Annotated in this window: 18 protein-coding genes and 4 pseudogenes; 12 read left to right on the top strand and 10 right to left on the bottom strand. The window is 49.3% G+C overall.

Annotation, left to right across the window (positions count from 1 at the left end; genetic code table 11):
* Positions 1–32: 32 nt before the first annotated feature.
* A complete protein-coding gene (locus KHX94_RS19725; protein WP_213683529.1) occupies positions 33–1448 on the top strand; it encodes an MATE family efflux transporter in 1416 nt (471 codons plus the stop codon).
* A gap of 4 nt (positions 1449–1452) precedes the next feature.
* Here KHX94_RS19725 and KHX94_RS19720 read toward each other — a convergent pair whose 3' ends face one another.
* The 4 genes from KHX94_RS19720 to KHX94_RS19705 are packed head-to-tail and all read right to left on the bottom strand — an operon-like array spanning position 1453 to position 4711.
* On the bottom strand, positions 1453–2352 hold the full coding sequence (locus KHX94_RS19720; protein WP_213681874.1) for an ABC transporter ATP-binding protein: 900 nt from the start codon (positions 2350–2352) through the stop codon (positions 1453–1455).
* Positions 2306–3187, bottom strand: coding sequence for an ABC transporter permease subunit (locus KHX94_RS19715; protein WP_213681873.1), 882 nt, complete (start codon positions 3185–3187; stop codon positions 2306–2308). Before KHX94_RS19715 ends, KHX94_RS19720 begins: the two co-directional genes overlap by 47 nt.
* Positions 3188–3230: 43 nt before the next feature.
* Positions 3231–3860, bottom strand: a complete 630-nt coding sequence (locus KHX94_RS19710; protein WP_213681872.1) for a YceH family protein — start codon at positions 3858–3860, stop codon at positions 3231–3233.
* 20 nt (positions 3861–3880) lie between these two features.
* A complete protein-coding gene (locus KHX94_RS19705) occupies positions 3881–4711 on the bottom strand; it encodes a CvfB family protein (RefSeq protein ID WP_213683528.1) in 831 nt (276 codons plus the stop codon).
* A 670-nt stretch (positions 4712–5381) separates the two neighbouring features.
* Here KHX94_RS19705 and speE point away from each other — a divergent pair.
* The 5 genes and pseudogenes from speE (at position 5382) to KHX94_RS19680 (ending at position 10330) form a co-directional block, all read left to right on the top strand.
* The gene (gene speE, locus KHX94_RS19700; RefSeq protein ID WP_213681871.1) at positions 5382–6257 is read left to right on the top strand and encodes a polyamine aminopropyltransferase; all 876 of its coding nucleotides are present in this window, start codon (positions 5382–5384) and stop codon (positions 6255–6257) included.
* 26 nt (positions 6258–6283) lie between these two features.
* Entirely contained in the window at positions 6284–8194 is a 1911-nt protein-coding gene (speA, locus tag KHX94_RS19695; protein WP_213681870.1) for a biosynthetic arginine decarboxylase, read from the top strand.
* A 47-nt stretch (positions 8195–8241) separates the two neighbouring features.
* A pseudogene (locus tag KHX94_RS19690) lies at positions 8242–9168 on the top strand (adenosylmethionine decarboxylase).
* An 11-nt stretch (positions 9169–9179) separates the two neighbouring features.
* Positions 9180–9817, top strand: a pseudogene (pdxH, locus tag KHX94_RS19685) (pyridoxamine 5'-phosphate oxidase).
* 162 nt (positions 9818–9979) lie between these two features.
* The gene (locus tag KHX94_RS19680; protein ID WP_213681869.1) at positions 9980–10330 is read left to right on the top strand and encodes a DUF3802 family protein; all 351 of its coding nucleotides are present in this window, start codon (positions 9980–9982) and stop codon (positions 10328–10330) included.
* Between the two features lie 4 nt (positions 10331–10334).
* On the opposite strand, the gene KHX94_RS19675 is transcribed toward KHX94_RS19680, so the two are convergent.
* The 3 genes from KHX94_RS19675 to acs all read right to left on the bottom strand — a co-directional run bounded on the left by KHX94_RS19675 (position 10335) and on the right by acs (position 15051).
* Positions 10335–10760: an ATP-binding protein gene (locus KHX94_RS19675; RefSeq protein ID WP_213681868.1), complete on the bottom strand. Its 426-nt coding sequence runs from the start codon at positions 10758–10760 to the stop codon at positions 10335–10337.
* Complete coding sequence (locus KHX94_RS19670; protein WP_213681867.1) at positions 10730–12949, bottom strand: PAS domain-containing protein; 2220 nt, start codon at positions 12947–12949, stop codon at positions 10730–10732. Before KHX94_RS19670 ends, KHX94_RS19675 begins: the two co-directional genes overlap by 31 nt.
* A 146-nt stretch (positions 12950–13095) precedes the next feature.
* Complete coding sequence (acs, locus tag KHX94_RS19665) at positions 13096–15051, bottom strand: acetate--CoA ligase (protein WP_213681866.1); 1956 nt, start codon at positions 15049–15051, stop codon at positions 13096–13098.
* A gap of 300 nt (positions 15052–15351) precedes the next feature.
* On the opposite strand from acs, the pseudogene KHX94_RS21985 reads away from it, so the two are divergent.
* Positions 15352–16689: pseudogene (locus KHX94_RS21985) on the top strand (SLC5/6 family protein); the annotation flags it as partial.
* 77 nt (positions 16690–16766) lie between these two features.
* Positions 16767–18778 (top strand): annotated as a pseudogene (locus KHX94_RS21980) (hybrid sensor histidine kinase/response regulator); the annotation flags it as partial.
* Here the strand turns inward: KHX94_RS21980 and KHX94_RS19655 are convergent.
* On the bottom strand, positions 18765–19304 hold the full coding sequence (locus tag KHX94_RS19655) for a phosphatase PAP2 family protein (protein WP_213681865.1): 540 nt from the start codon (positions 19302–19304) through the stop codon (positions 18765–18767). The pseudogene KHX94_RS21980 and the gene KHX94_RS19655 overlap by 14 nt on opposite strands.
* 29 nt (positions 19305–19333) lie before the next feature.
* The gene (locus KHX94_RS19650; RefSeq protein ID WP_213681864.1) at positions 19334–19516 is read right to left on the bottom strand and encodes a hypothetical protein; all 183 of its coding nucleotides are present in this window, start codon (positions 19514–19516) and stop codon (positions 19334–19336) included.
* 270 nt (positions 19517–19786) lie between these two features.
* Between KHX94_RS19650 and KHX94_RS19645 the strand changes: the two genes are divergently transcribed.
* The 4 genes from KHX94_RS19645 (at position 19787) to KHX94_RS19630 (ending at position 23972) form a co-directional block, all read left to right on the top strand.
* The gene (locus KHX94_RS19645) at positions 19787–20683 is read left to right on the top strand and encodes a DUF3369 domain-containing protein (protein WP_213681863.1); all 897 of its coding nucleotides are present in this window, start codon (positions 19787–19789) and stop codon (positions 20681–20683) included.
* Complete coding sequence (locus KHX94_RS19640) at positions 20572–22056, top strand: EAL domain-containing protein (protein WP_244859474.1); 1485 nt, start codon at positions 20572–20574, stop codon at positions 22054–22056. The genes KHX94_RS19645 and KHX94_RS19640 overlap by 112 nt, the downstream gene beginning before the upstream one ends.
* Complete coding sequence (locus tag KHX94_RS19635) at positions 22053–22544, top strand: hypothetical protein (protein ID WP_213681861.1); 492 nt, start codon at positions 22053–22055, stop codon at positions 22542–22544. The genes KHX94_RS19640 and KHX94_RS19635 overlap by 4 nt, the downstream gene beginning before the upstream one ends.
* A 78-nt stretch (positions 22545–22622) precedes the next feature.
* Positions 22623–23972, top strand: coding sequence for a sensor histidine kinase (locus KHX94_RS19630; RefSeq protein WP_213681860.1), 1350 nt, complete (start codon positions 22623–22625; stop codon positions 23970–23972).
* Positions 23973–24051: 79 nt separating this feature from the next.
* On the opposite strand, the gene KHX94_RS19625 is transcribed toward KHX94_RS19630, so the two are convergent.
* Positions 24052–24957: a LysR substrate-binding domain-containing protein gene (locus KHX94_RS19625; RefSeq protein WP_213681859.1), complete on the bottom strand. Its 906-nt coding sequence runs from the start codon at positions 24955–24957 to the stop codon at positions 24052–24054.
* Between the last annotated feature and the right edge of the window lie 157 nt (positions 24958–25114).

Below are 25114 nucleotides of genomic sequence, written 5' to 3'. Positions count from 1 at the left end.
TCGAAGGCAGTATCCTTAAACATATTCTGGTGATGAGTTCTACCGCGGCAATTGGTGTCTCAGCGCTGTTTCTGGTGGATCTGCTGGATATGTTTTTCTTGAGCCTGCTGGGTGAGCAGGAACTCGCGGCGGCGGTAGGTTATGCGGGCACTATTTCCTTTTTTACCACGTCTATTGGTATCGGCTTATCCATTGCCTTGGGGGCTTTGGTCGCCCGCGCGATTGGTGCCCGAGAAATTGAGAAAGCAAAACGGCAACTGATAAATGCGGCGATCATCACCTTTGTGGTCGCCTTGCTGACTTCTGTGTTAGTGACGTTGTTTATTCCCGAATTATTGGCACTCGTGGGCGCTAACGGTCATACCGCTGAGTTGGCCGCCAGTTATCTGTACATCTTAGTGCCTTCATTGCCGGTTATCTGTTTGGCGATGGCCTTTGGCGGCGCATTACGTGCGGTAGGCGATGCCAAACTCTCCATGTGGTCAACCCTTGCGGGCGGGGCGGTCAATGCCGCACTGGATCCGTTGTTTATTTTTGTATTTGGCTTAGGCATTGAAGGTGCGGCCGCCGCCTCAGTTTTGGCGCGTTTAACAGCGCTGGTAATTGCCGCGCGAGGGGTATTTGGCAAACACCAATTGTGGGGCGGCTTTCAGTGGCAGGCGTTACGGCAAGATCTGCCGGTTATTTTTGCTATTGCGGGGCCAGCGATGCTCACCAATGTGGCAACGCCAATTGGTAACGCTTTTGTGACCCGCGCTGTGGCAGATTTTGGCGATAGTTATGTGGCGGGCTGGGCGGTCATCGGTCGCTTGATCCCGGTAACATTTGGGATGATCTTTGCGCTCAGTGGCGCTATTGGGCCCATTGTGGGGCAAAATTTTGGCGCCTGCGCTTATGAGCGTCTGCGCGAAAGTCTGACGCGGGCATTACAGTTTTGTACCTGTTATGTGGTGGTCATGTCATTGCTGCTACTGCTGCTTAAAGACTGGATTGTCACCTTGTTCGCCATGGCCGGGCAGGCGGCTGAACTGATCCATTTCTTCTGTGAGTTTATGGCGGTGTTTTTTCTGTTTAATGGCGCACTGTTTATTGCCAATGCCACATTCAATAATTTGGGAAAGGCCAAATACTCGACTGTGTTTAATATAGGGAAAGCCACTATCGGCACAATTCCTTTCGTCTGGCTGGGCGGGCAGTTAGGTGGCGTTTACGGGGTGCTGATTGGGCAAGCGTTGGGCTCGGTATTGTTTGGCATTCTGGGGGCAATGACTGCATATCGGCTGGTGGCTCGAGTCAGCGCAGCTGGCCGTGTGCCGCCGGGTTCTTTGCTAGATGAAGCTGGTTTGGTACCAGTGGCCTGCGCGCCTTTGTCATCTTCCCGCGTATCCATGGCGCTATTAGCCGAAGAGGCGGAAGTCGCCGACGAGCGGCGACCCGACAGCCAATAACACATCAGGAAAATAGTTGATCTTCTAAGGTGCGACCTTTAAGTAACATGCGATACGCTAGCTGTTGCTGCTGTAACAACTGCAACAGTTGAATGTCTAACTGACCGGCATGTTCTGGCTGATATCTAAGCACTAGCGTATGTTTGCCACTGGGCTGAATCGCCTCAACTCCTGGCAACTTTTGCAACTGGGTCTGCAAGGCTGTCATATCACAAGGTTGCATCTGCAAGGTCAAGTAGGCTTGGCTGTCTGGTTTGGTTAAATCAACAGCTTGGCTGAGTTTGCCATGATCCAGATACAGCACCTTGCCACAGAGTTTTTCCAGCTCTTCAAGGTTATGGGAGCTGATGATAAAGGTGATGTCTCCCGCCAGCTCTGTTACCAAGTCCCGAACATGACGGGCATTGACGGGGTCGAGTCCGGCGGTGGGTTCATCCAGTAACACTAATTTGGGGTTGCCAATAAGTGCCTGCGCTATTGCGGCGCGTTTACTCATACCGTGGCTTAAGGCTTTAGGTAAGGCATTGGCAGCATCCGCCAAGCCAACTAACGCCAACACTCGTTGTACTTCACGCGCGGCGGCTTTGTTGCTAAAACCGTGCAACCGGGCATATAAGGCTAACTGAGTTGCCAGGCTGAAATCTGGGTCTAATGCCGCATCTTGCGGCAACGCGGCCACTTTACCGAGTAAAGCGGTGCTTCCAGGCTGTTTGCCAAAAACCTTGATATCCCCAGATGAGGGCTTGATAAAGCCAAGCAGCAGACTCATCAAGGTGGTTTTCCCTGCACCGTTGGGGCCCACCAACGCGATGGGACTGCCCGTTTCCAGCGTCAGATCCACCTTATCCAACGCCAGTTTATTGCCGTAACGTTTGCTCAGGGCACTGCATCGTAACAGATTCATAGATCCCCCGTTTGATGACTTGCAACCCCAATGCTAGATAGGCGATGCACTGGATAATCGGCAGTGGCGCGCTGCTGAGTGCGGCTTTGGGACTGACGGCCAGCAGACCATCGGTTTGCATGCCAGGCACCAGATAATCCAGAAACCCTAACAGCGGCAGGGCATAATCTAGCAGCGGCAATAAAATGGCTGATACCGTGAAGAACAATACCGCATAAATGGTAGCCTGGCGGTTGGAGGTCGCCAGCAGTGATAACACTGACATCAAGGCGGTGTACGGCAACAAAATAACGAATAAATTAATGGTGACCCAGATGGCATCGGTCATGGCAACACCGCTAAGGGATGGCTCTCTTATCATTGCCAGCACAATAGTGGCGACTACCGTCAAGATCAGCAACAGTAACTGGATCAGCATCATCCCGAGAAATCGGCCAAAAAACAGCGCACTGCGACTACAATGCAGCGTCAGAAAACGCAAGGTTCCCCGTTGTTTATCGGCCGCAAACTGACCTGCTGCTAGCATGATGCAGAACATCGGAAACAGATAGAGTGATAAGGCCCAATACACCGCCAGTTCCGGCACTGGCCAGCGAAACAACTGGCTCAGCATCTTGTTATCTATGGCACTGGCTAGATCCCTAATATTGGGATCTGTCATCAGTTCCGCAGCACTCTTGATGGGATAGGCCAGTACCAGCAGCCATAACAAAACAAAGGTCAGCAATGCCAGTAAACCACGGCGTTGCAGTAATAAGCGTTGCAATTCAAACAACGCCAGTTGCCGGATATTATGCCAGCTACCCGGGTGTGTTTTTTTCGAAGTTAACCCCATGGGATCCCCTACAAATGGGTGGTAGTGATGGTGTCAGCCCGTGTTAACGCATGGCTTGTTGTAGCGCGGCAACCAGTTGCTCAAGAGCGGCGACCTGCTGCTCCAGTTGCTGCACCCGTAACGCCAATGGCGCGTCACTGTCGCTACTGCTCGGCGTTTGCTGCGGTAGCGTATCAGCAGTGTGGCTGAACAGTTCGGTAAAACGTACTTCACGTTTGCCCGCTTCTCGTGGCAACTGCTGTAACATGGATTTGTCTAACAATGCCTGCAGATGCTGTTCTACTTCGGCGATATCTCGAAATTCATAAAGTCGTTGTGCTCTGGCTCTTAATTCGCCGGCGGTCTGTGGCCCGCGCAGCAGTAACAGACAGATAATCGCCAGTTGTGGTGCCGGAAACTGCAGATCAGAAAACTCGGTATTGCAAAAACGATGGCGGTACTTGCTGACCCGGCTGCCAAAACCCGTTTCTTCGGTGACTAATCTTTGCTGCTGCAAACGCATCAGTCCATCCAGCACTTCACTGTCAGTCAGATCCATCACCGGCTCGCGAGAGGTTTTCTGGTTACATGCCAATGTCAGGGCATTGAGTGACAGGGGATATTGTTCCGGCGTGGTGACCTCTTTTTCCAGCAGGCAACCAATAATACGTGTTTCAATACTGTCCAGTGTCATGGAGTGTCCTTGTTATCAGTTCAGAGCAGGCGGATGCCGTTATCCTCAATGGCCAGTTTCCCAGCTTTAAACAGTCCGCCTATCGCTTTCTTAAATGCTTTTTTACTCATGCCCAGTTCGGCGTAGATCACTTCCGGTGCTGTTTTATCGCCCAATGGCAGATAGCCTCCGGCCGCTTGCAGTTTTTGCAGGATCTGCTGTGATTGTTGATCTAACTCTTGTCGGTCGCCTTTTTGCAGCGTCAAATCCAGTTTGTTATCGGCGCGCACCCGTTTGATGTAACCTGGCAATTTTTGGCCGAAACGCAACTTGCGGAAAACTTCATTCTGGTAAATAACGCCCCAGTGGCGATGGTTGACGATAGCGTTATAACCTAAATCAGACGTCCCGGCGATGATCAGCTCCACTTGTTGACCTTCTTGGTAACGTGCCGGAGTTTGATCGATAAACTTGTCGATTTTGGCAGAAGCCACGATACGTTCATCGGCGTGGTTCAGATGGATATACACCAAGTAACTGTGGCCTTCTTCTGCCGGTTTGCGTTGCTCGCCAAATGGCAGTAACAGGTCTTTGTCTAATCCCCAGTCCAGGAATGCGCCATAGCGGCCAGTGGCAACGGTTTTGAGGTAAGCAAATTCGCCCACCTGTGCCAACGGTTTTTGGGTGGTGGCAATCGGCGTATCATCCGAGTCCAGATACAGGAAAACTTCCACCTGATCGCCGGCTTGGCATTCTTTGGGAACATATTTTCTGGGGAGCAACACTTGCCCCAGTTCTCCAGCATTTAAATACACACCAAAGTCCACTTGTTTGATCACTTCCAGCGTGCAGCGTTTTCCGAGTTGGGCCATCTTGTCTCTGTCATCTTGTTGGCTATAAACGGGCGGATTATACCGTAAGCTGGCAGCAGATGCGCAGAAGGATTGCTTGCCGAGTGACACAGCACCTACGGGGTAACGGGTAAGCGTCTGATGGGTTGCGAAAAACACTGCATAAACATTGCAGAAACTCATAGGTAACACTATGAATTCAAATTGAAATTTAACATTATTAAAATTGAGTTCTGGGCGACAAATTGTTAGTGTGTCAAAAACTAAGCAATAAACTGAGATTCCTACTTGCATTATCAGTCATAGCAGGGTTTAATTGCGCCGTTTTGCAGGTATGAACCATTCATGCTAATGCACAGCGTGGGTAGTTGGGTTTTATGGTTTATGAGTCATTAACCGTTGCTTAGTGTTGACGGCACGGGGTTAAGAGGGTTTTTAGCTAATGCACAACCATTTACTTGCCGCATCATTTCGTAAGGTGCCAGAGAACCTGTTTCCGATCAGTTTCAATTATGATGATCTGGGACTAAAACACCTCACGCTTATCCGCATCAATTCTGGCCGAGAAGAGGCCAACAATTCCAATTGAACCGTCGCGCAAGTAGCGACCTGAGTCACCCGGCATTCCTTTGAAGAAGTCGCTGGGCATGGTTATTTGTCCCGTTTTACCCGTTGTTCTGGATTAGGTTAGATGCAAGGGAAACAACAGTATTTAGAAACACTTCATAGCGCTTACGGTCAATATTTTACCGTTGAGGCCATGCTGTATGAACAAAAAACGCCACAATGGCATCTGAGTATTTTTGAGAACCAGCAGATGGGCCGAGTGATGGCGCTAAATGGGGTTATTCAGACCACCGAACGGGATGAATTTATCTACCATGAGATGTTAACTCATGTGCCGTTATTGGCTCACGGTCACGCCCGCAAGGTATTGATTATTGGCGGTGGTGATGGCGGCATGCTGAGAGAAGTGGTGAAACATCGGCAACTGACAGCGATTACCATGGTGGAAATTGATGGTTCGGTTGTGGACATTTGTCGAGAATATCTGCCGCAGCATTCTGCTGGCGCCTTTGATGATCCCCGCGTGCGTTTGGTCATCGGCGATGGTTTGGCATTTGTGCGTGAGTGCCAGGAACAATTTGATGTGATTATTTCTGACTGTACCGATCCATTAGGTCCTGGTGAGGTGTTGTTCAGTTCAGAGTTTTATCAAAACTGTAAGCGTTGTCTTGCTGATAACGGTATTTTTGTAGCACAAAATGGGGTGCCATTTATGCAACTTGATGAAGTGCAAAATACCGTGCGGCGGATCAGTACTTACGTGCAAGACTGTTGGTTTTATCAGGCGGCAGTACCCACTTATGTGGGCGGTTGTATGGCGTTTGCTTGGGCCACAGATAATCAGGAAGCCCGCCAGTTACCTTTGGCGGTGTTGCAGGAGCGTTTTCAACGGGCGGCCATTAGCACTCGTTATTACACTCCCGCAGTGCATCAGGCAAGTTTCGCCTTGCCTGCGTATATTGAACAAGCGGTGGCGTCAGCGATGACGGTTGCCCAATAACCCATTTTTTACAGGCTGATAATAGCATGAGTGATTGGTCCATTGATGATGCTCGCAACGGTTACAACGTTGCATATTGGAGCCAGGGTTTTTACGGTGTAAACGATCAGGGAGAAGTAACGGTTTCTCCTGATCCTGCCAGTGGCAACCGTATCAGTCTGAATGAACTGGCAAAGGATATGGTAAAGGCCGGGGTGAACCTGCCGGTGCTGGTGCGCTTCCCGCAGATCCTGTGCCACCGGGTTGATAGCCTGTGTCAGGCATTTAACCAGGCTATCGAAAGATATGAGTACGCGGCTGACTATCTGTTAGTTTATCCCATCAAGGTAAACCAGCAGCAGGCGGTAGTGGAGGAGATCCTCGCCAGCCAGGTCAGCAAAACCGTACCTCAGCTAGGTCTTGAGGCCGGCAGTAAGCCGGAACTGATGGCGGTGCTGGCCATGGCCCAAAAAGCCAGTTCTGTGATTATCTGTAATGGTTATAAAGACAAAGAATACATTCGTCTGGCACTGATCGGCGAAAAGCTCGGTCATAAAGTGTATATCGTGCTGGAAAAAATGTCTGAGCTGAAGATAGTGCTGCGTGAATCCCGCGAATTAGGCGTTAAACCTCGCCTTGGTTTGCGAGCGCGCTTGGCATTTCAGGGCAAAGGTAAATGGCAAGCCAGTGGCGGTGAAAAATCCAAGTTTGGTTTGTCAGCCGCACAGGTGTTGAAAGTAGTGGAAGAGTTGCAGCAAAACGACATGCTCGACTCCTTACAGCTACTGCATTTCCATCTTGGCTCGCAGATTGCCAATATCCGCGATATTCGCCACGGCGTGGGTGAAGCCGCGCGTTTCTATTGCGAGTTGCGGCAACTGGGTTGTGCCATTGACTGCTTTGACGTCGGTGGTGGTTTAGCGGTGGACTATGATGGTACTCGTAGCCAGAGTAATAACTCCATGAACTATGGTCTGACTGAATATGCCAACAATATTGTCAGTGCCTTAAACGATGTGTGCCAGGAATATGACCAGCCAGTGCCACGGATTATCTCCGAGTCTGGTCGCTATCTGACCGCCCACCACGCGGTATTGATTGCGGATGTTATCGGTACCGAAGCCTATTTACCGGAAGTTATCACCGCTCCTGATGAAGATGCGCCACAGCTATTGCACAACATGTGGCAGTCCTGGTGTGAAATTAGTGAGCGTGGTGATTCCCGTGCGTTGATCGAAATTTTCCACGATACCCAATCTGACCTTGCGGAAGCGCATTCTTTGTTTGCCTTGGGGCAATTGACACTGCAACAGCGCGCTTGGGCAGAACAGACCAATCTGCGGGTGTGTCATGAACTGCAAGGGATGATGAGCGCCAAAAACCGCTATCATCGCCCCATCATTGATGAACTCAATGAAAAACTGGCAGACAAATTCTTTGTGAATTTCTCGTTGTTCCAGTCATTGCCCGATGCTTGGGGGATTGATCAAGTCTTCCCGGTACTGCCGTTAAGTGGTTTGGACAAACAACCGGAACGCCGGGCCGTCATGCTGGATATCACTTGCGATTCTGATGGTACTGTCGATCAGTACGTGGATGGTCAAGGCATTGAAACCACCTTACCGGTACCGGCTTGGAGTGCTGAAAGCCCATATCTGATAGGTTTCTTCCTCGTGGGGGCTTATCAGGAAATCCTTGGTGATCTACATAATCTCTTTGGTGATACCAATTCAGCGGTGGTGCGGGTGGATGAAAATGGTTTACCCAATATCGAAACCGTGCTGGCCGGTGACACAGTGGCAGATGTTTTACGCTATGTGAACTTGGATGCAGTATCATTTATGCGGACTTATGAAGAGCTGGTAAATACCCATATTGTCGAAGAGGAACGCGCTTCGATTTTGGAAGAACTGCAATTGGGTATTAAAGGATATACCTACCTAGAAGATTTCTCATAAGCAGGATGGATGACAGCAGGCCTATGAGCCTGCATCAGGTTAACAAGATGTTTTTTGAAGGTTCCGAAAAAAATAGAAGTCATAGTGACGCCAGCTACACCTTCGCTGCGCGCACTGGGCAGACCCTTCTGGGAAGGAATGGTCGCCAAGGCTCATGCGGAAATTCTCTCATCGGTAAGCAACGATTTTTGCGATGCTTACCTATTGAGTGAGTCCAGTCTGTTTGTCTGGGATAACCGCTTTTTAATGCTGACTTGCGGCACCACCACGTTGGTGCATGCCGCAACACATTTTATTGAGCAGTTGGGGGAAGCCGCCATTGCTTTTCTCAGCTATCAACGTAAAAACGAATATCTGTCACATCTGCAGGCCAGCAGTTTTAGCGATGATCTGCAGCTGTTACGTAAAAAAATCAGTGGAAAGGCGTTTCGTATCGGCCATCTTGATTCACACCACCACTATATTTTTTATACCGATAAACCGTATCAGACCGATGCTTCCGACATCACCAACGAGTTGTTGATGTACCATATCAGTGGTGATGCGGCTGAGTATCTGCGCAGCGACAAACAGAGTATTGCTGGTGTGCGTGACACCTTAGTCTTAGAAGAGATGTTGCCGGGGTTCAGTTTCGATGATTTCCTGTTTGAGCCCTTTGGTTATTCGGTGAACGGTATTCGTGGGCGGGAATACATTACTATCCACGTGACCCCCAGGAAAATAGCTCCTATGTGAGTTTTGAAACCAACCTGGACTTGAGTCAACAACCGCTGGATATTTTTGCCCGGTTGCTCGGTGTGCTGGATCCCGGCAGTTGGGATGTCATCCGTTTTAATGCACCGCACAGCAGTTGCGGTTTCCCGGCGCATATTTGTCTGGGAAGCGCTAATCTCGCATTGGAACATGGCTACCAACTGCATTTCAGCCATTATCAACAGCTTTACCACGAAAAATTATTGCCGGAAGCAATCTGAGGAGCCAATCGATGTCTGACTTGAGTGATATCCGCCGCGAGTACACTTTAGGTGGCTTACGCCGGGCTGATTTGGCGGCGCATCCGATGGCTCAGTTTGAATTGTGGATGCAACAGGCCAAAGAGGCACCGCTGACAGATCCCACCGCCATGGTGGTGGCAACCGTTGATGCCTCTGGTCAGCCGTTTCAACGGATTGTGCTGCTGAAACGCTTTGATGAGCATGGCTTTGTTTTTTCACCAATCTTGAAAGCCGTAAAGCCACACAACTAGCGGGAAATGCCCATATCAGTCTGTTGTTTCCGTGGCATCCGTTAGAGCGGCAAGTGGCCGTCACCGGGAAGGCTGAAGCCTTATCCACAGCGGAAGTGCTGAAGTATTTCCTGACCCGTCCGAAAGACAGCCAAATAGCCGCGTGGGTGTCACAACAGTCCAGTAAAATCTCTGCCAGACAGGCGCTTGAATCAAAATTTGCCGAAATGAAAGCAAAATTTTCCCGAGGCGAAGTACCGTTACCCAAATTCTGGGGCGGCTACCGAGTGGTTCCCGACAGCATTGAATTTTGGCAGGGTGGAGAACATCGGCTGCACGACAGGTTTTTATATACCCGTTGTGATGACGGCTGGCAGATTGATCGTTTGGCACCATAAGCAAAACAGTCGGTAAAACTGTTGCATAATGGTTATAATGTTTCGGGAATAATAGCGGATGCAAAAATCGGTTAACTGGCAGTTTCATAATAACTTCGTAGCGGTTAACCTAGACGCATCGACCAACAACCTTGTTTTTGTGTAGCAGCAGCGGGTAGTGCAATGGTAACCGACAAAGAAGGCTATGCCCATCTCATCCAGTATCTGACCGAGCATCTCGGATTATTCGAAAATGCTGGCACTGGCATGGATGGCAGCACTGTGATGGAGATGTTTGAAGATCTACTGGCTGCGCAGATCATTGTGGTGTGTGGTCAAAACCCAGAACTGTCATTCGCTCAGCGCAATACCATTATTCGTGAAGTGGATGCCATCATGTACGATTTGGAAGAGATCCTAGCCGGATGTGGTCGTCAGCCCGTGAACCGCGAGCAAAGCCATTTCATTACAGAGTTTACCGGGCTAGTCAAAAACCTGTTTGATCAAGAGATTGAAAAATCCTTGCGGCAGTAATGAGTTATGTCGTAGTGAGCTTTTGCTCTGGCAGCATTAGCTCCGGAAGCAACAGCCTAACCCGGCAGCCTTTTCCTGGCGCTGAGTCGATTTCCATTTCCCCATGCAGTTGTGTTTTCAGATAATAGCGGATTGCCGCCAAGCTGCTGTCTCTGCTTTGCCGTTGCCATTGTTGCTTGAGTGACGCTAACTGTGTGGCATTCATTCCACGACCATTATCTTGCAGAACGACCTTAATATTGGGGGTTATGTTGCTGATGGTGATCTTAAGGTGTTTCTCTGGCTGAGCATTCAAGTAAGCATCGCTGAGGATATTGTTGAGCAGGCGATAGAATAGCAACAGATGTTGCCAGCTTTTGCCCGCCGCAATTAAACGTTGCCCATTGTGAAACTCAACTTTTATCTGGTGAGCGTCCAATTCCGGTGCCATAAACAGCAGCAGATGGTGAAAAACTCCGATAATTCCAATGGTTGGATTTCACTACGCTGATAGTTCAGCAAGGCTTGCAGGTGTCGCAGACTTTCGGCTTGTTGCAGGAACTGACGATCAGTTGTCTCGGCAGGTTGTTGGTAAATTGCCGCTGATAGCTGATCGAGTTGTTGGCTTAACCGGCTCACCAGCATGCTTAACAGTCTTGGCAGTGGCAACTCTTGCTGCTGTAGATGGTGGATCTGCTCCAACAGTTGCTGCTGTTGCCGCTTTTCCTGTTGTTTTTGCTGTGAGGCTACCAGTTGTTGCTGTTTCTGCTGTTGCAGCAACTGTTGTAGTTGTTGTAACTGCTGTTGTAGCTGTGCAATTTCGTTCTGTAATACCACCTCATTGCGTTTCACGCCGCTGAGATCAAAGCCAATCGCGCCCACACCATTCAACTCAGCTAATTCGTCGCGAACCGCAAAGCGAGTAACAAAAAATGCCCGAGTGCCACCATGATGAATATGCAGGGGCTCTTCGGCACTGAATGGGGCGCGTGTCTGCAATACTCGCTGTTCATGCTGGATTGTCAGGGGTTGCTCAATGTTGGGAAACAGTTGCTGATCGCGATGTCCCAGCAGTTGCTCACGTTCTCGGCCAAGCAACTCACAATACTTATCATTGACTAAGGTATAGCAGCCATTGAGGTCTTTCATGTGAATGATGTGCTGGGAGTATTTGAGCAATGCCGTAAGCTGCTCAGTGCGGTTGCGTAACTCCTGCTGGGACAACTCTTGCACTTGTAGTTGTTGCTCCTGCGCCAGATTGGTGGCGTAGAGACTGGCCATTTCAGTTTCCAGTTGCTGCACTCTGGTAAGAAAGCTGCCCGCAAGACCGCCAAATTCATCCTGTCGTTCCCGCTGTAGCATTTCCAGCGCCGCTAGATTCTGATTTTGCAGGGTGGCGGCGATTCGCGAGATGGGGCTGATAAAAATACGGCGTTGGAGCAGATACAGCAGTAACATTGCCAGCAACTGGATAATCACCAGAAAGAAACCGACTTTACCCGCTAGCATGTAGGCATTGTGGTGCAGTTGTGACAATGGGGTAACCACCAGGATCTTCCAGAAAGTTCCTGGCATCAGAAAGATAGAGACCATGGCATCTTCTGCCAATAACGGATCTTGTTGTAACTCTATGGTATCGATTAACTCCGCTGTTTGCGGCCAACCTTGCGGCGCATTTTCTACGATGGCTTTTAGCAAGTCATGCTGATTATTCACCAGCGAGGGCAAAGTCTGCAGTTGGACATCGGTAAATTGTGGTTGCAACTGCGCCTGGCGGATAATGGCATCATCGACATTTTTCAGCGCTGGCTGGAGTGCTGTGAAAACAGGCATTGTTTCACTGAGCCATTGCATATCTGGAACCTGTGCGGGAGTCAGCGGAAGTTGTTGCTGCAACCCCTGGGGTAATGACAATAGGCGGTTACGATAATCCAGCGCAATGATATAGCCGCTGAGATCTCGAGAAAGATCATGAAATAATCCGTTAATGCCATTGAGGCCAATATCTATGGTGGCCGCACCAACAAACTTATGTTCTACCCGCACCGGGACCGATGCTGTGACCATGGTGATACCGCTGGTCGGGTCACGATATGCCGGGGACCAGAACGCGACATCCGCGGGATATAAACGGGTAGGGCGATACCATTCTTCCGTATGATAGGGGATTACCGCATTACGGTTGTAATCGGAGATTTGTACTAGCGCATTACTGGCATCACGATACCAGAACAGACTTGGGGCTGCGGTTGGATGCTGGGTATCTGGCTCCGGCCAAATGCCGCCACCGCTGATAAGATCGTCACGTTGCTTTCGATCCAGTAGTGCCGGGATCAACTGCTGCAACTGCTGTGGTTGTTGTTGATATAAACCGGCGACACTCGCCATGGCAATCGCCAACGATTCATACTGCCCGGTGATCTCTTTAAGGCGTGAGATCACCACTTGACCATAGGTGTAGTTAATTTCCTGTTGCTGCCGTAACAGCTGATCGCGCTGAATGATCCACAGCACCCAGATAGTGCTGGCAATAATGATGAAGGCGACAAATAACTGCACCCAAATAAATTTTGCTGACAGGCCGCTACGCCAGGATGACCTAGAATGATGATGAACCTTGGGTAAGCGCAGCTGAGTCATGGAGAAAGTCCGTTTTGGCGGCAGCAACAACTAACTCTTACATCATAGCGCCTTAACGAAGGATTTGTCATTATCTTAGCAAATTCATTTGCTTGCAAAAAAAGCCCCTCAATAATCAATAATGAGGGGCAATGACAGGAGCTGGATTACTCTGGACGATTAAGCCGCGTATCAATCAAGGTATCAATGACGGCAGGATCTGCCAGTGTGGAAGAATCCCCAAGGTTAGTGATTTCATTGGCGGCAATTTTACGCAGGAAGCGCCGCATGATTTTGCCGGAACGGGTCTTGGGTAAACCAGTGGCCCACTGAATTAGATCTGGGGTCGCAAGGGCACCAATCTCTTTGCGCACCCACTGGCGTAACTCTTGCCGCAATGCTTCTGACGGCTCGGTATCCTTGGTCAATGTCACATACGCGTAAATACCCTGACCTTTGATATCGTGTGGGTAGCCAACGACTGCCGCTTCAGCGACTAAGTCATGCGCCACCAGCGCACTTTCAATCTCAGCCGTTCCCAAACGATGTCCTGAAACGTTGATCACATCATCTACACGGCCAGTGATCCAGTAGTAACCATCTTCATCGCGGCGGGCACCATCACCGGTGAAATACATGCCGCGGAAGGTTTTAAAGTAGGTGAGTACAAAGCGTTCGTGGTCACCATAAACGGTACGCATCTGTCCGGGCCATGAATCCAATATCACCAGGTTACCTTCGGTTGCACCTTCCAAAATGGTGCCATTGTTGTCAACCAAGGCGGGTTGCACCCCAAAAAATGGCCGAGTGGCGGAGCCGGGCTTGGTGTCAGTGGCACCCGGTAACGGTGTGATCAGAATGCCGCCGGTCTCAGTTTGCCACCAGGTGTCAACAATCGGGCAATGATCGTGACCAATGACTTCATGATACCAGCGCCAAGCTTCGGGATTGATGGGTTCACCTACAGAGCCCATGATCCGCAAAGAGTCACCCTTGAAATGCTCAAACTGTTCTTTACCTTCTGCCATTAAGGCACGGATCAGCGTGGGGGCAGTGTAGAGAATATTGACCTGATGGCGGTCGATAATCTCACCCAACCTAGCGGGAGAGGGCCAGTTAGGCACACCTTCGTGGATCAACACTGTGGCGCAATTAGCTAAAGGTCCGTAGACCATATAGCTATGACCCGTGATCCAACCCACATCGGCCGTACACCAGTAAATTTCTCCTGGTTTGTAGTCAAATACGTACTCGTGGGTCATCGACGCATATACCAGATACCCACCTGTGGTATGCAGCACGCCTTTGGGATTACCAGTAGAACCCGAGGTGTAAAGCAGAAATAGCGGATCTTCTGCCGCCATCTCTTCTGCTTCGCAGAATTCGGAAGCGGTTGCGGTGAGTGAGTGCCACCAGATATCACGGCCTTCCTGCCAATCGATTTTGCCACCAGTACGTTTCAGGACTATCACTTTCTCGACGGTGGTGACCTCTGGCTTAGATAGCGCTTCATCTATATTGCGTTTCAGCGGAATAGTACGTCCGGCACGCATGCCTTCGTCTGCGGTCAGTATCACTTTAGAACGACCATCTTTGATGCGCGAGGCGATAGAATCTGGGGAGAAACCACCGAATACCACCGAGTGGATAGCCCCAATACGGGCACAGGCTAACATGGCGATGGCCGCTTCTGGCACCATCGGCATGTACATGGTGACAACATCGCCGCGGCGTACACCTTGGCTACGCAGTGCGTTGGCGAATTTACATACTTCTACATGCAATTGACCATAGGTCAGCGTGCGTTGCTCTTTGGCATCATCACCTTCCCAGATGATGGCGGTACGATCAGCATTTTGTGCTAAGTGGCGATCGACGCAGTTCACACAGGCATTGAGCGTGCCGTCATAAAACCAGTTAATTGACAGGTTATGATCATCAAAGGAGGTTTGTTTGATTTTGCTGTAGGGCTTGATCCAATCGATACGTTTACCGTGTTCACGCCAGAATCCTTCTGGATTAACGACAGATTCTTGGTACATCTTGCGATATTTTTCGTCGTTCACCAGTGCATTGGAAGCAATAGCTGCGGGCACTTTGTAGATTGCTTGTTGATTGCTCATGGATACTTCCCATTGTTTTGTGACTTGACGCAAAGTATGGGATGCAACCTTGTTTGGCCTCTATTAGACATTGGTCTAGATAAAATTAATTATTATTAATCATATGGTTATATTGATAATTAAAACACTGTCAACGCCAATTTGGGTGGTTTTAAAACGCTCGCTTAGCTATGCGGTGTATTGAGCTAAATATAAAAATAAACAAGCAGTTGTCACAACCTTGGTGTTTTGGGATGACTGGGGTAGGCTAATGCAGGCTGCAGACATTAAGGTCTGTTATCCGACGGCATGAGAGTCACGATGAATCTAACAATGTTAGTGGCGGTAATCGCCATCTGTTATGTGTGTTTGCTGTGTGTGCTGGCCTGGGGGCTGAGCGCTGGTTCGGTAATCTCACCAAGAAGTTGCAGAACTGGATTTATGCCTTAAGCCTTGCAGTTTATTGTTCTTCTTGGAGTTTTCTTGGCACCGTCGGGCAGTCTGCTAAAGATTTCTGGTCATTTTTGCCTATTTTCCTTGCCCCAATATTGGTGTTTGTACTGGGGTTCGGCCTGCTACGGAAAATGGTGATGGTGTCGAAAGAACAGAATATCACCTCAGTTGCTGACTTTATTGCCGCCCGTTATGGAAAATCACAACCACTCGCGGTACTGGTCACCTTAATCGCCTTGTTTGGCATCATGCCTTATATCGCCTTGCAGCTTAAGGCCATGGTGTATGGGCTTAACCTCTTTCAACCTAAGCATGCCGCATTTGATGGCACTTGGCTGGCGTTATTAATCAGTGCCTGGCTGGCATTGTTTGCCATTTTGTTTGGCACCCGTAAGTTAGATGCTACCGAACACAATCCCGGCATGATGTTAGCGATTGCCTTTGAATCACTGATCAAGCTCTCGGCGTTTCTCATCATTGGGGTGGTTGTGGTTTTTGGTGTTTTCGGTGGTTTTGGGCCGTTGTGGCAGCAGGCCAACCTCGCTGGGGTGATCCACGAACCCAACATGCGCCTTGAGTACATTGTGCCAGAGCTGTTAGTCAGTATGGCGGCATTTTTGTGTATGCCGCGACAGTTTCATGTGATGGTGGTTGAAGCGCACGGCGATAAGAGTTTGCGACGGGCTCGCTGGTTATTTCCGCTTTATTTGTTGTTGTTTGGCCTGTTTGTCGGCCCGATGGCGTTGGCGGGGTCGGTACTGCTGGGCAATTCGGTGGCAGCTGACACTTATGTGATTAATCTGCCGCTTTCTATGGGGCATGACTGGCTAGCGGTTATTGCCATGTTGGGAACCATGTCGGCCGCTACTGGCATGGTAATTGTGGCCGTTGTGACCATCAGCGTAATGATTTCCAATGAGTGGCTGGTGCCCGTGTTATTGCGTACCGGACAGATTAAACGCAGTAATTTCAGTCAGTTTTCTACACAACTCTTGTATGTGCGCCGTATCGCTATCGTATTGATAGTGGCTTTTGGTTATACCGCATACCTGAGTTTTTCAGATAACGAATCCTTGTCGCACATGGGGATGCTGGCGTTCGGTGCTTTTGCGCAGTTATCTCCTGCGCTGGTGGGCGGACTTTACTGGAAGCGCGGTAATCGTGCGGGTGTCATGCTGGGATTGGCAATTGGCTTTGCAGTGTGGGGCGTATTGCTGTTTCGGGACGCCGCCATTACCGGCGATCTGTTTACTACAGGGTTGCACGCCTTTACCAATGTCTCGCCAGATGTGGTGGATATTCTGATCGCTCTGGCGGCAAATTTGGCTGGGTATATTCTCGGCTCTATGTGGTTTCGTGCCGGGGTTGTTGAGCGTATTCAGGCCAGCACCTTTGTGACCCCAGGGTTGATGCGCAGCAGTGGCAATCGCCGCGCCGTACAGATCAGCCAGCAGGATTTGTTGATCCTCGCCAGCCGTTTTGTCAGCCCGACCCGCGCCTATGAAAGTTTCTCCCGTTTTTCCCCTGAGGCGGTGCGTTCCGACAGTTGGAACAAATCAGCCTCCACGGCGCTGATTAACCATACGGAACATCTGCTGGCCGGGGTTCTCGGTGCTTCTAGTGCCGCGGTGGTGATGGACTCGGTACTGGAAGGGCGAGATCTCGCGTTGGATGAGGTATTCAGCCTGGTAGATGATGCGTCATCACAAGTGTTACTCAGCCAAGATATGCTGCGCGCCGCCATCGAACATGCCAACGAAGGTATGAGCGTGGTGGATAAAGATCTGAATCTGGTGGCTTGGAATCATCGTTATGAAGAACTGTACCGCTATCCTCAGGACTTCTTACAACCGGGAATGTCCATCGCCAAAGTGATCCGTTTTAATGCGGCACGCGGGTTTTGTGGTACGGGCAATATTGATGAGCATGTTGATAAACGTATGCAGCATATGCGCAACGGTACGGCGCACACGTCAGAACGCCAACGTAAAGATGGCAAGGTGATCAAAATCCAGGGTAATCCGATGCCAGATGGTGGGTTCGTGATGACCTTTTCCGACATTACCCAATACCGACAACAACAGCGAGCATTGCAAGAAGCAAACGAAAATCTGGAAGCCAGAGTGCGGGAACGTACTTACGAGTTAGCGTTATTGAACAGTCAGTTATTGGAAGCTAAAGCGCACGAAGAGATGGCCAATGCGTCTAAGAGTCGCTTCCTTGCCGCCGTGGGTCACGATTTGATGCAGCCCTTAAATGCGGCGCGCTTATTTACGGCGTCATTGAGTCAGCATCCGCAGTTGCAGCAGGATGTCAGCGTGACCCTCGAACACATTAACAGCTCACTGAAGACTGCCGGCGAGTTATTGACTGATCTGCTGGATATTTCACGCCTAGATTCTGGCAAGGTAGATGTTAATCGCAGAGATTTTGCTATTTCAGAGATCCTGGCGGGACTGGCGGTTGAATTTGAGGCGATGTCTAAGGACAGCCAGATCCGCTTTGCGGCGGTGGCTTGCAACACTACGGTTAATTCAGATCCGGCATTACTGCGGCGTATCATCCAGAATTTTTGACCAACGCTTTTCGCTATGCCAAAGGCGGTAAAGTGCTGCTGGGGTGCCGCCATCGCCCTCACAATCTAGAAATTCAGGTGCTGGATACGGGGTGTGGTATAGAGGGCAGTCAGTTGCGTGAGATCTTCCATGAATTCAAACGGCTGAATAACCCACAAAGCAAGAGTGTTAACGGCTTAGGACTAGGATTAGCCATTGCTGACCGTATGGGCAAGGTCTTGCAACATGAGATTAAAGTTTCCTCAATTCAGGGCAAAGGTTCGGTATTTTCTATTCTTGTCCCCGTTGGTAATAGCCGTTCTGTGCCAAAACCACGCAATATCTCTAATACGTTCAAAACACTCACCGGGGTAAAGGTGTTATGTATCGACAACGAAGAGAGCATCCTGGCGGGGTTAGAAAGTCTGTTGAGTCGCTGGCAATGTGAGGTGGTATGTGCCAGCGATATTAATGATGCCCGTATTAAACTGGGCTTGAAAGGCGTGGCTCCCGACATTGTGCTGGCAGATTATCACTTGGATAATGACCGGAATGGGGTGGATGCTATGGATGAAATCCGCGCGCTTTACGGCGATAAACTGCCGGGGATCCTGATAACGGCTAACACCAATAAAGCGCTGATTGAAGATGTAGAACGCCGCGGTTATCACTATATGTCAAAGATGATTAAACCAGCGGCATTACGGGCATTGATCTCTGGGCTGGTTAAACGCGCATAGCCACGGTGTTTGGTAACTCAATAGTACTGGGTTGGCGTTGGCGCCACGGACGATAAACCACGCCATAGCCTAAAGTGGCAATCACCCAACTGAGCAGCAGACTGGTCAAATCGTGTGTCAGAAAATGTGCCCCGCGCAGTTCCTGACATACCGCAAATACAATCCCGAGTATTACCGCAAAACTCAGGAATCTAAAGCGTTTGCTGGGCATCTGATGCAGCGCAAAATAATACAATGCCACCCAGGCAAAGGCACCACTGCTGTGACCACCGGGAAAGCATTGTCCAAGATCCATTGGTGAAAACAGACTGTTGGGAAACGGGATCCAAGGCTTACTGCCACCAAATTGTAGGATATCCCAAGGGCAACTCACGTTGGTATATTCCTTAGCAAAACGTACCAGCAAAATAGAAATGGCCACATTTGCCAGCAACAGTAGCAGATCTTTACGCCAAGGCTTTAATGACGCTTTGATAAAACTGAGCGCTAATGTGAACAGCAAGGTGAGTGATAACAAGGTCACCACATGTCGACCGCCGTTGTGCAGAATATGTTCTAGGAAAAATTATGACGCAGCGACCAACCCGGCGTATTGCCTTCTTGTTGGAAAATCCACTGGGCAAGCACCAGATCCAGTTGTGTTAGATGCAGCACTGTCAGCAATAGCAGACCACAGATTAATGGCAGTAACAGATGCCGATATAACCAAGAGTTAAAAGGTAAAATGGATATGGGCATATTTTGTTCGATATAACAGTTTACGTGACAATGGCGATTATTGTTGCTGGAACTTAACAATCGCTTAAGGGTAGGTTATAAAAACAACACTATTGGGCTTTGTTACTGATGTAACCGAGCATGGATGGCACTTTTTCGCTCATTTTCTGCCGAAATACGTTATTGATACATATTCTGGCTGGCTGATGGTTATATTTTGACTATGTTTAATGCAAACCCACTGTGATGTAGGTTTGCATAGCCGCTGGGCAAAAGGTGTAAACCCGCTGGATGATCTGGAAACTTATCATGGAAGAAGAGCTGTTCCTGTTTGCACCCGATGAAACTCCCACCGCCATAACGGCTGAGTTACAACCGTGGAAAGTCCTGAGCGTCGAAGATGATGCTAATTATCAGGCCAGTCTGTCCCACGCCTTGCAAGGCTACATGGTTAAAAGCCGCCCGATTGAAATGTATACGGCGCCCAGTGCTACGGCCGCCGCAGAGTTATTGGCAAATCATGATGATCTGAGCGTGGTGTTGTTGGATGTGGTCATGGAAGACGACGACGCGGGTCTGCGTTTAGTCGATACGATTCGCCAAGTCCTTGGCAATAGCGCGTTGCGTATTGTACTGCTTACCGGCCAGCCTGGAATGGCACCGTTTAAGGATGTCATGAAACGCTACGATATTGACGAGTATTGGAACAAAGCCGATCTGTCATCGGAAAAATTACGCACGGTTGTGGCTTCCAATATTCGCACTTGGAATGCCTATAACGAGTTGGACAAGGCACGGCGTGGACTAAGCGTGCTGGTGGATGCTTCCAGGCAATTGTCGCGGATAACCAATATCGATGAATTTTGCCATACCATGTTGAGTGAAATAGGGCAGCTCATCGGTGTCTCCAGAGGCGGCATTATCTGTGTGCGCAGCGGTGATGATGTTAACTCGGAGCAATATCGCATTATCAGCAGTGCCGGGATCTTTGCGGTAGCGCAAACAGACGGTACACAGCTGCTGAAACAGCTGCCAGAGCAACTGCAAACTGTATTACTCCCCTTATTTCCCAAGCCATTGCCGATAAAACGCACCACTTTTCTGGCCATTTCAGCGCACTGTATTTTGATACCGAACGCCAAGGTGAGCACAAATATGTCATGGTGGTTGAGTCAGAAAAACCACTGACACAATATCATATCAATCTGTTGCAAGTGTTCAGCGAGAACGTTAACAACGGTTTCAACAATATTGTGCTGTGTAATCGGTTGTCTGAACTCGCATATTTTGATCCGCAACTGAATATTCCCAACCGTGCCTGGTTGGTGCGATTTTTAGACAATCTGCCTACCAGTGAACGCTGTCAGAGTGTCATAGTCGCTTTGAATATCAAGGACTTTGCTGAATTAGTGTTGAGTGTTGATAGTGACTTTTTGAGTAGTTTTCTGCAGCAATTTCATCGCAAATTGCAACAGCGATTTAAGGCCCAGCGAGTGATTGCCAGAGTCACTGACAGCTGTTTTATTATCCTGCTCAATAGCGAAGATTTACCTACGCCACAGGCGATGGCAAAACTGAACCATTTCAAGGTGATGACCAACAATGTACAGCTGCATGCTGAAGCCAGCGTCGCCTTGATGAACCTGTGTGAGTTAACAACGGTTAGTGGTCGCGAGTTGCTGCACATGATGGATTCCACCTTGTTGCAGTCACAGCGGGAGCATTTGGCGCTAATCCAATATAACCCGCAATTCCGCAGTAGCATTCTGGAGCGCCATCAGCTGATGCAGGGGTTAAACAATGCTATCGATCAGGGGCGGCTGTTGCTGATGTTTCAACCTAAAGTCAGGCTGGATGATGGTCGGGTTATGGGGCTTGAGGCCTTGGCGCGCTGGCGTGAAGCGGATGGTCATTACATTCCACCTGGCAAGTTTGTCCCAGTTGCTGAAATGTCCGGCTTGATCAACAAACTGGATCTGCATGTGATGCATCTGACGGTGACGGCGATTAAACGGTTGCTGGATGCCGGCATGCCGTTGCCGGTTTCCTTCAATGTAACCAGTAGTGATTTGGATGATCTGTTCTTTATGGACTCACTGGATCAGCTATGTCGCGAATCTCCACAGATTACCCAGTGGCTAGAGATTGAAATTACAGAATCTCAGACCATGCAGGATTATCAGCATGTACGGCCATTACTGCAGAATCTTATCGATAAAGGCATCAGTGTTAGCATCGACGATTTTGGGACGGGATACTCATCGCTGCAACATATTACCGAGTTGTCGGCAACTGAACTGAAAATTGATAAGACATTTGTGGATGCCATGGAGCGGGATAAATCTGGCGAAGCCATTGTTGATATGGTGATTAAACTTGGAAAGCGGTTTAACTACTCAGTCATTGCTGAGGGCATTGAAACGCCAGCACAGGTGCAACAATTATCCGCTTTAGGCTGCGAGTTCGGGCAGGGCTTCTGGTTTGCTAAACCAATGGAATTTGACGATTTACTCAACTATCTCAAAGACAAGACAAAAGGAACTGACGGAAGCGCAATATGAACAGTGCTCGTATCCTGATGAAGTTGCGTTTGAAGAGTGTATTTTTCTTCGTGGTAGTGCTGCTGTTAGCATTCCTTTCTGGGGTTGTCGCCTATAACTTGCAGGCGTTAGGTAAAAATCGCGCACTGATATCTGAACACAGCGAAGTGCTTAATCATGCCAGTCTGCTGTTGTATCAAGAGTTGGCTGAGCTTGAAGATATCATGCGACTGATCACCTCTAATGCGCTGTTCATTGACAGTCTGCGTCAGGAAAAACCACTTAATACCGCCACTGTTGCCGATGTATTTGTGCGTTACGGCAAGGTGATCAACAACATGCTGCAACTGCGCTGGCTGGATGAAAATGGCACTGAACGCGTCCGGGTGAACGTGCAGTCTGGCAGGCCTTTTATCGTGGCAGAGGAAGGATTACAGCCTAAAGGCGATCGCTATTACTTTATCGATGGGATCCAAGTCGCGGCACCCAAGCTGTATATCTCCCCTTAGATTTGAATATTGAACATCAGCGCATAGTCGTGCCATATGAGCCTACCATACGTATCTCTATTCGTACTGGCGATCAGGATGGACTGCGCAAAGGCCTGGCTGATCATCAACTACAATCTTGGGCCTGTGCTTCAACAGATACAGCAGCTCAGTAAGGATAACGCCCAGCTACAACTGACCGATAGCGACGGATTTTGGATGGTGCATCCCGATGCGACCATGTGTTGGGGCCGTGACTTGCACAAACCTCAAATGAATCAGGCAAAACAGGCGCCGCAGTTATGGTCTTTGATCAATCAGCATCGCAGCCTGATTGGGCAGAAGTACCAAGGGAAATTGGTCAGTTTTCAACATATTCAAATAAGCAAATCGGGTTATGTGGTGCCTGAGCGTGAATTTATTTTGCTGACATCCACGCCGAGCAATGTAGTGTCAACACTGCGTCGCGATGCAATGCTCCCGGCCGCTTTGGTGGCGATAGTGATTGTTTTTCTGGGAACCGGGTTTGTCTTACGGGACTATCAGTCCCGTTCGACCGTGCATGCTATTGCCGCGCGATTACAGCAGGAGATGGTCGAGCTTAGGCGGGTGAATCGATTACTGGATAGCACACTTAAACAGCAGCAGATGCTAAAAGATGATCTGGCAGAGTCCAAACGGCTGTCATCCTTAGGGATGATGGTGGCCGGGGTCTCCCATGAACTGAATACGCCCATCGGTGGCGCATTGCTGGCGGTCACTGGTGTAGAAGAGCAATTACAACTGTTGCAGACGGCTATTGAAAAAGGATTGACGAAATCAGCGTTAGAGCAATTTTTGCAACGAACCAATGCTGGGTTACAACTGGCTGATAAAAATTTGCTACAGGCAAACGTTATTATTAAAAGTTTTCGGCGTTTGACCTTGGCGCGCACTGGCGATGATGTCCGAGAGTGTTTTCTGGCCGAGCTGGTTACTGATCTGATCAATGGTTTGACGCCCATGATCAAGAAAAGTGGTATTCGTCTCGTTAACCGGGTGGAGCCTCAGTTGTGTTTTTGGAGCCAGCCGGGGATTCTATCGCAAGTCTTGCAAAATCTGGTGTTGAATGCCATAGAACACGGGTTTGATGAGAAAACCGAGAATGGGTGGGTGACGATTTCCGGGCATCGAGTGGATGCCGAATGGGTAGAACTGACAGTGTCGGATAATGGCAAAGGTGTTGCTGCCGAGTTACAAGATTCAATATTTGACCCCTTTGTGACCAGCAATCGGGCAAAACAGCATACCGGGCTCGGTTTGCATCTGGTACACCAATGGGTGACTCAGTGTCTGATGGGGCAGATCCATCTGGCCGCGGGGCAAGGCGGCGCGAGTTTCGTGATGCGCTTGCCTAATGGCGAACCACCGGTAGATGAGTCCACCATAGCCACAGAGAAACCCGCCTAACATACGGCTTGATTTATAACGTGGCTAAACCGGAACGATGACGTGCAAAACGGGGATAACGTTGGCGGGATAACGTTGGTTATCGGTTCACAGCAACAGTTTCAGTGGCGTTTGCAGGCACGAGTCGTTGTTGTAACCAATCCAGTAATAGGCTGACCTTGGGTGACAGGTGGCGATTTTGCGGATAGATCCCCCAAACTCCTTCAGGTGCTGCGCGGTAATGTTCCAATACCGCCACTAGCTGGCCATTTTGCAAATCGGCATCAACATAATAATCGGGCAATTGCGCCAAGCCTAACCCTTTGCGGGCTGCATCACGCAAGCCGATGCCAGAGTTGCATTGTAATCTACCAGACACTCGCCAGGTGCGCTCTTGCCCCTGTTCGATAAAACGCCAATAAGGGTGATTTCCCACTAGACACTGATGTTGTTGTAGCTCAGATAAACTGTGCGGTATGCCGTAATGCTGCAGATATTCCGGGCTGGCACAGACATAGTTGTGACGGCTGGCGAGCCTGCGTGCCATCAGGCTTGAGTCGGTCAGCTTACCAAGGCGGATTGCCAGATCAAAACCGCCGTCAATCAGATCTAGGGTTTTATTGGTTAGCTCTAGTTCAAGATGCAACTTACTATAAGTTAAAAGAAAATCATTTAACAATGGTAGAATAAACTGTTCACCATAGGTGACCGGAGCGGTGAGCCTCAGTGTTCCTTGGGGTTCTCTTTGTAACCGCCCCAGGGTGCGTTCAGCTTCCTCTATTCCATCCTGCAAGGCGCGGCAATGACGGTAATAAAGTAAGCCTTCTTCACTCAAGGTGACTTTACGTGTGGTGCGGTAAAACAGTTTAGTGGCAAGCCGTTTTTCTAGTGCGGTAATTTGGCGGCTGACTTGCGCGGTAGAGATGTTCAGACGTTCGGCAGCTTGGGTAAAACTTTGGCTTTCGGCAACGGCAACGAACTCGCAAATACCTTCCCAGTGATTCATTATTACCTATATGTAAAAGTGATTTGTTATTGGCGTAGATTATCTCTTTATCTGAAATAAATAAAATTGAAACCGTACTGCGAATTGACATACATAGATGGGCAGCGCCTCAGCCATAGATTTATCACGTTCACAACGATTGGTTAGCCGCCATATC

The organism is Shewanella dokdonensis (assembly GCF_018394335.1).
Lineage (GTDB): Bacteria > Pseudomonadota > Gammaproteobacteria > Enterobacterales > Shewanellaceae > Shewanella > Shewanella dokdonensis.
This window is presented reverse-complemented; position numbering and strand designations above follow the sequence as displayed.

Coding starts and splice junctions, on each gene's coding strand:
- KHX94_RS19725 (WP_213683529.1), top strand. CDS start 33: ATGAGTTCTACCGCGGCAATTGGTGTCTCAGCGCTGTTTCTGGTGGAT.
- KHX94_RS19720 (WP_213681874.1), bottom strand. CDS start 2,352: ATGAATCTGTTACGATGCAGTGCCCTGAGCAAACGTTACGGCAATAAA.
- KHX94_RS19715 (WP_213681873.1), bottom strand. CDS start 3,187: ATGGGGTTAACTTCGAAAAAAACACACCCGGGTAGCTGGCATAATATC.
- KHX94_RS19710 (WP_213681872.1), bottom strand. CDS start 3,860: ATGACACTGGACAGTATTGAAACACGTATTATTGGTTGCCTGCTGGAA.
- KHX94_RS19705 (WP_213683528.1), bottom strand. CDS start 4,711: ATGGCCCAACTCGGAAAACGCTGCACGCTGGAAGTGATCAAACAAGTG.
- speE (WP_213681871.1), top strand. CDS start 5,382: ATGCAAGGGAAACAACAGTATTTAGAAACACTTCATAGCGCTTACGGT.
- speA (WP_213681870.1), top strand. CDS start 6,284: ATGAGTGATTGGTCCATTGATGATGCTCGCAACGGTTACAACGTTGCA.
- KHX94_RS19680 (WP_213681869.1), top strand. CDS start 9,980: ATGGTAACCGACAAAGAAGGCTATGCCCATCTCATCCAGTATCTGACC.
- KHX94_RS19675 (WP_213681868.1), bottom strand. CDS start 10,760: ATGGCACCGGAATTGGACGCTCACCAGATAAAAGTTGAGTTTCACAAT.
- KHX94_RS19670 (WP_213681867.1), bottom strand. CDS start 12,949: ATGACTCAGCTGCGCTTACCCAAGGTTCATCATCATTCTAGGTCATCC.
- acs (WP_213681866.1), bottom strand. CDS start 15,051: ATGAGCAATCAACAAGCAATCTACAAAGTGCCCGCAGCTATTGCTTCC.
- KHX94_RS19650 (WP_213681864.1), bottom strand. CDS start 19,516: ATGCCCATATCCATTTTACCTTTTAACTCTTGGTTATATCGGCATCTG.
- KHX94_RS19645 (WP_213681863.1), top strand. CDS start 19,787: ATGATCTGGAAACTTATCATGGAAGAAGAGCTGTTCCTGTTTGCACCC.
- KHX94_RS19635 (WP_213681861.1), top strand. CDS start 22,053: ATGAACAGTGCTCGTATCCTGATGAAGTTGCGTTTGAAGAGTGTATTT.
- KHX94_RS19630 (WP_213681860.1), top strand. CDS start 22,623: ATGGACTGCGCAAAGGCCTGGCTGATCATCAACTACAATCTTGGGCCT.
- KHX94_RS19625 (WP_213681859.1), bottom strand. CDS start 24,957: ATGAATCACTGGGAAGGTATTTGCGAGTTCGTTGCCGTTGCCGAAAGC.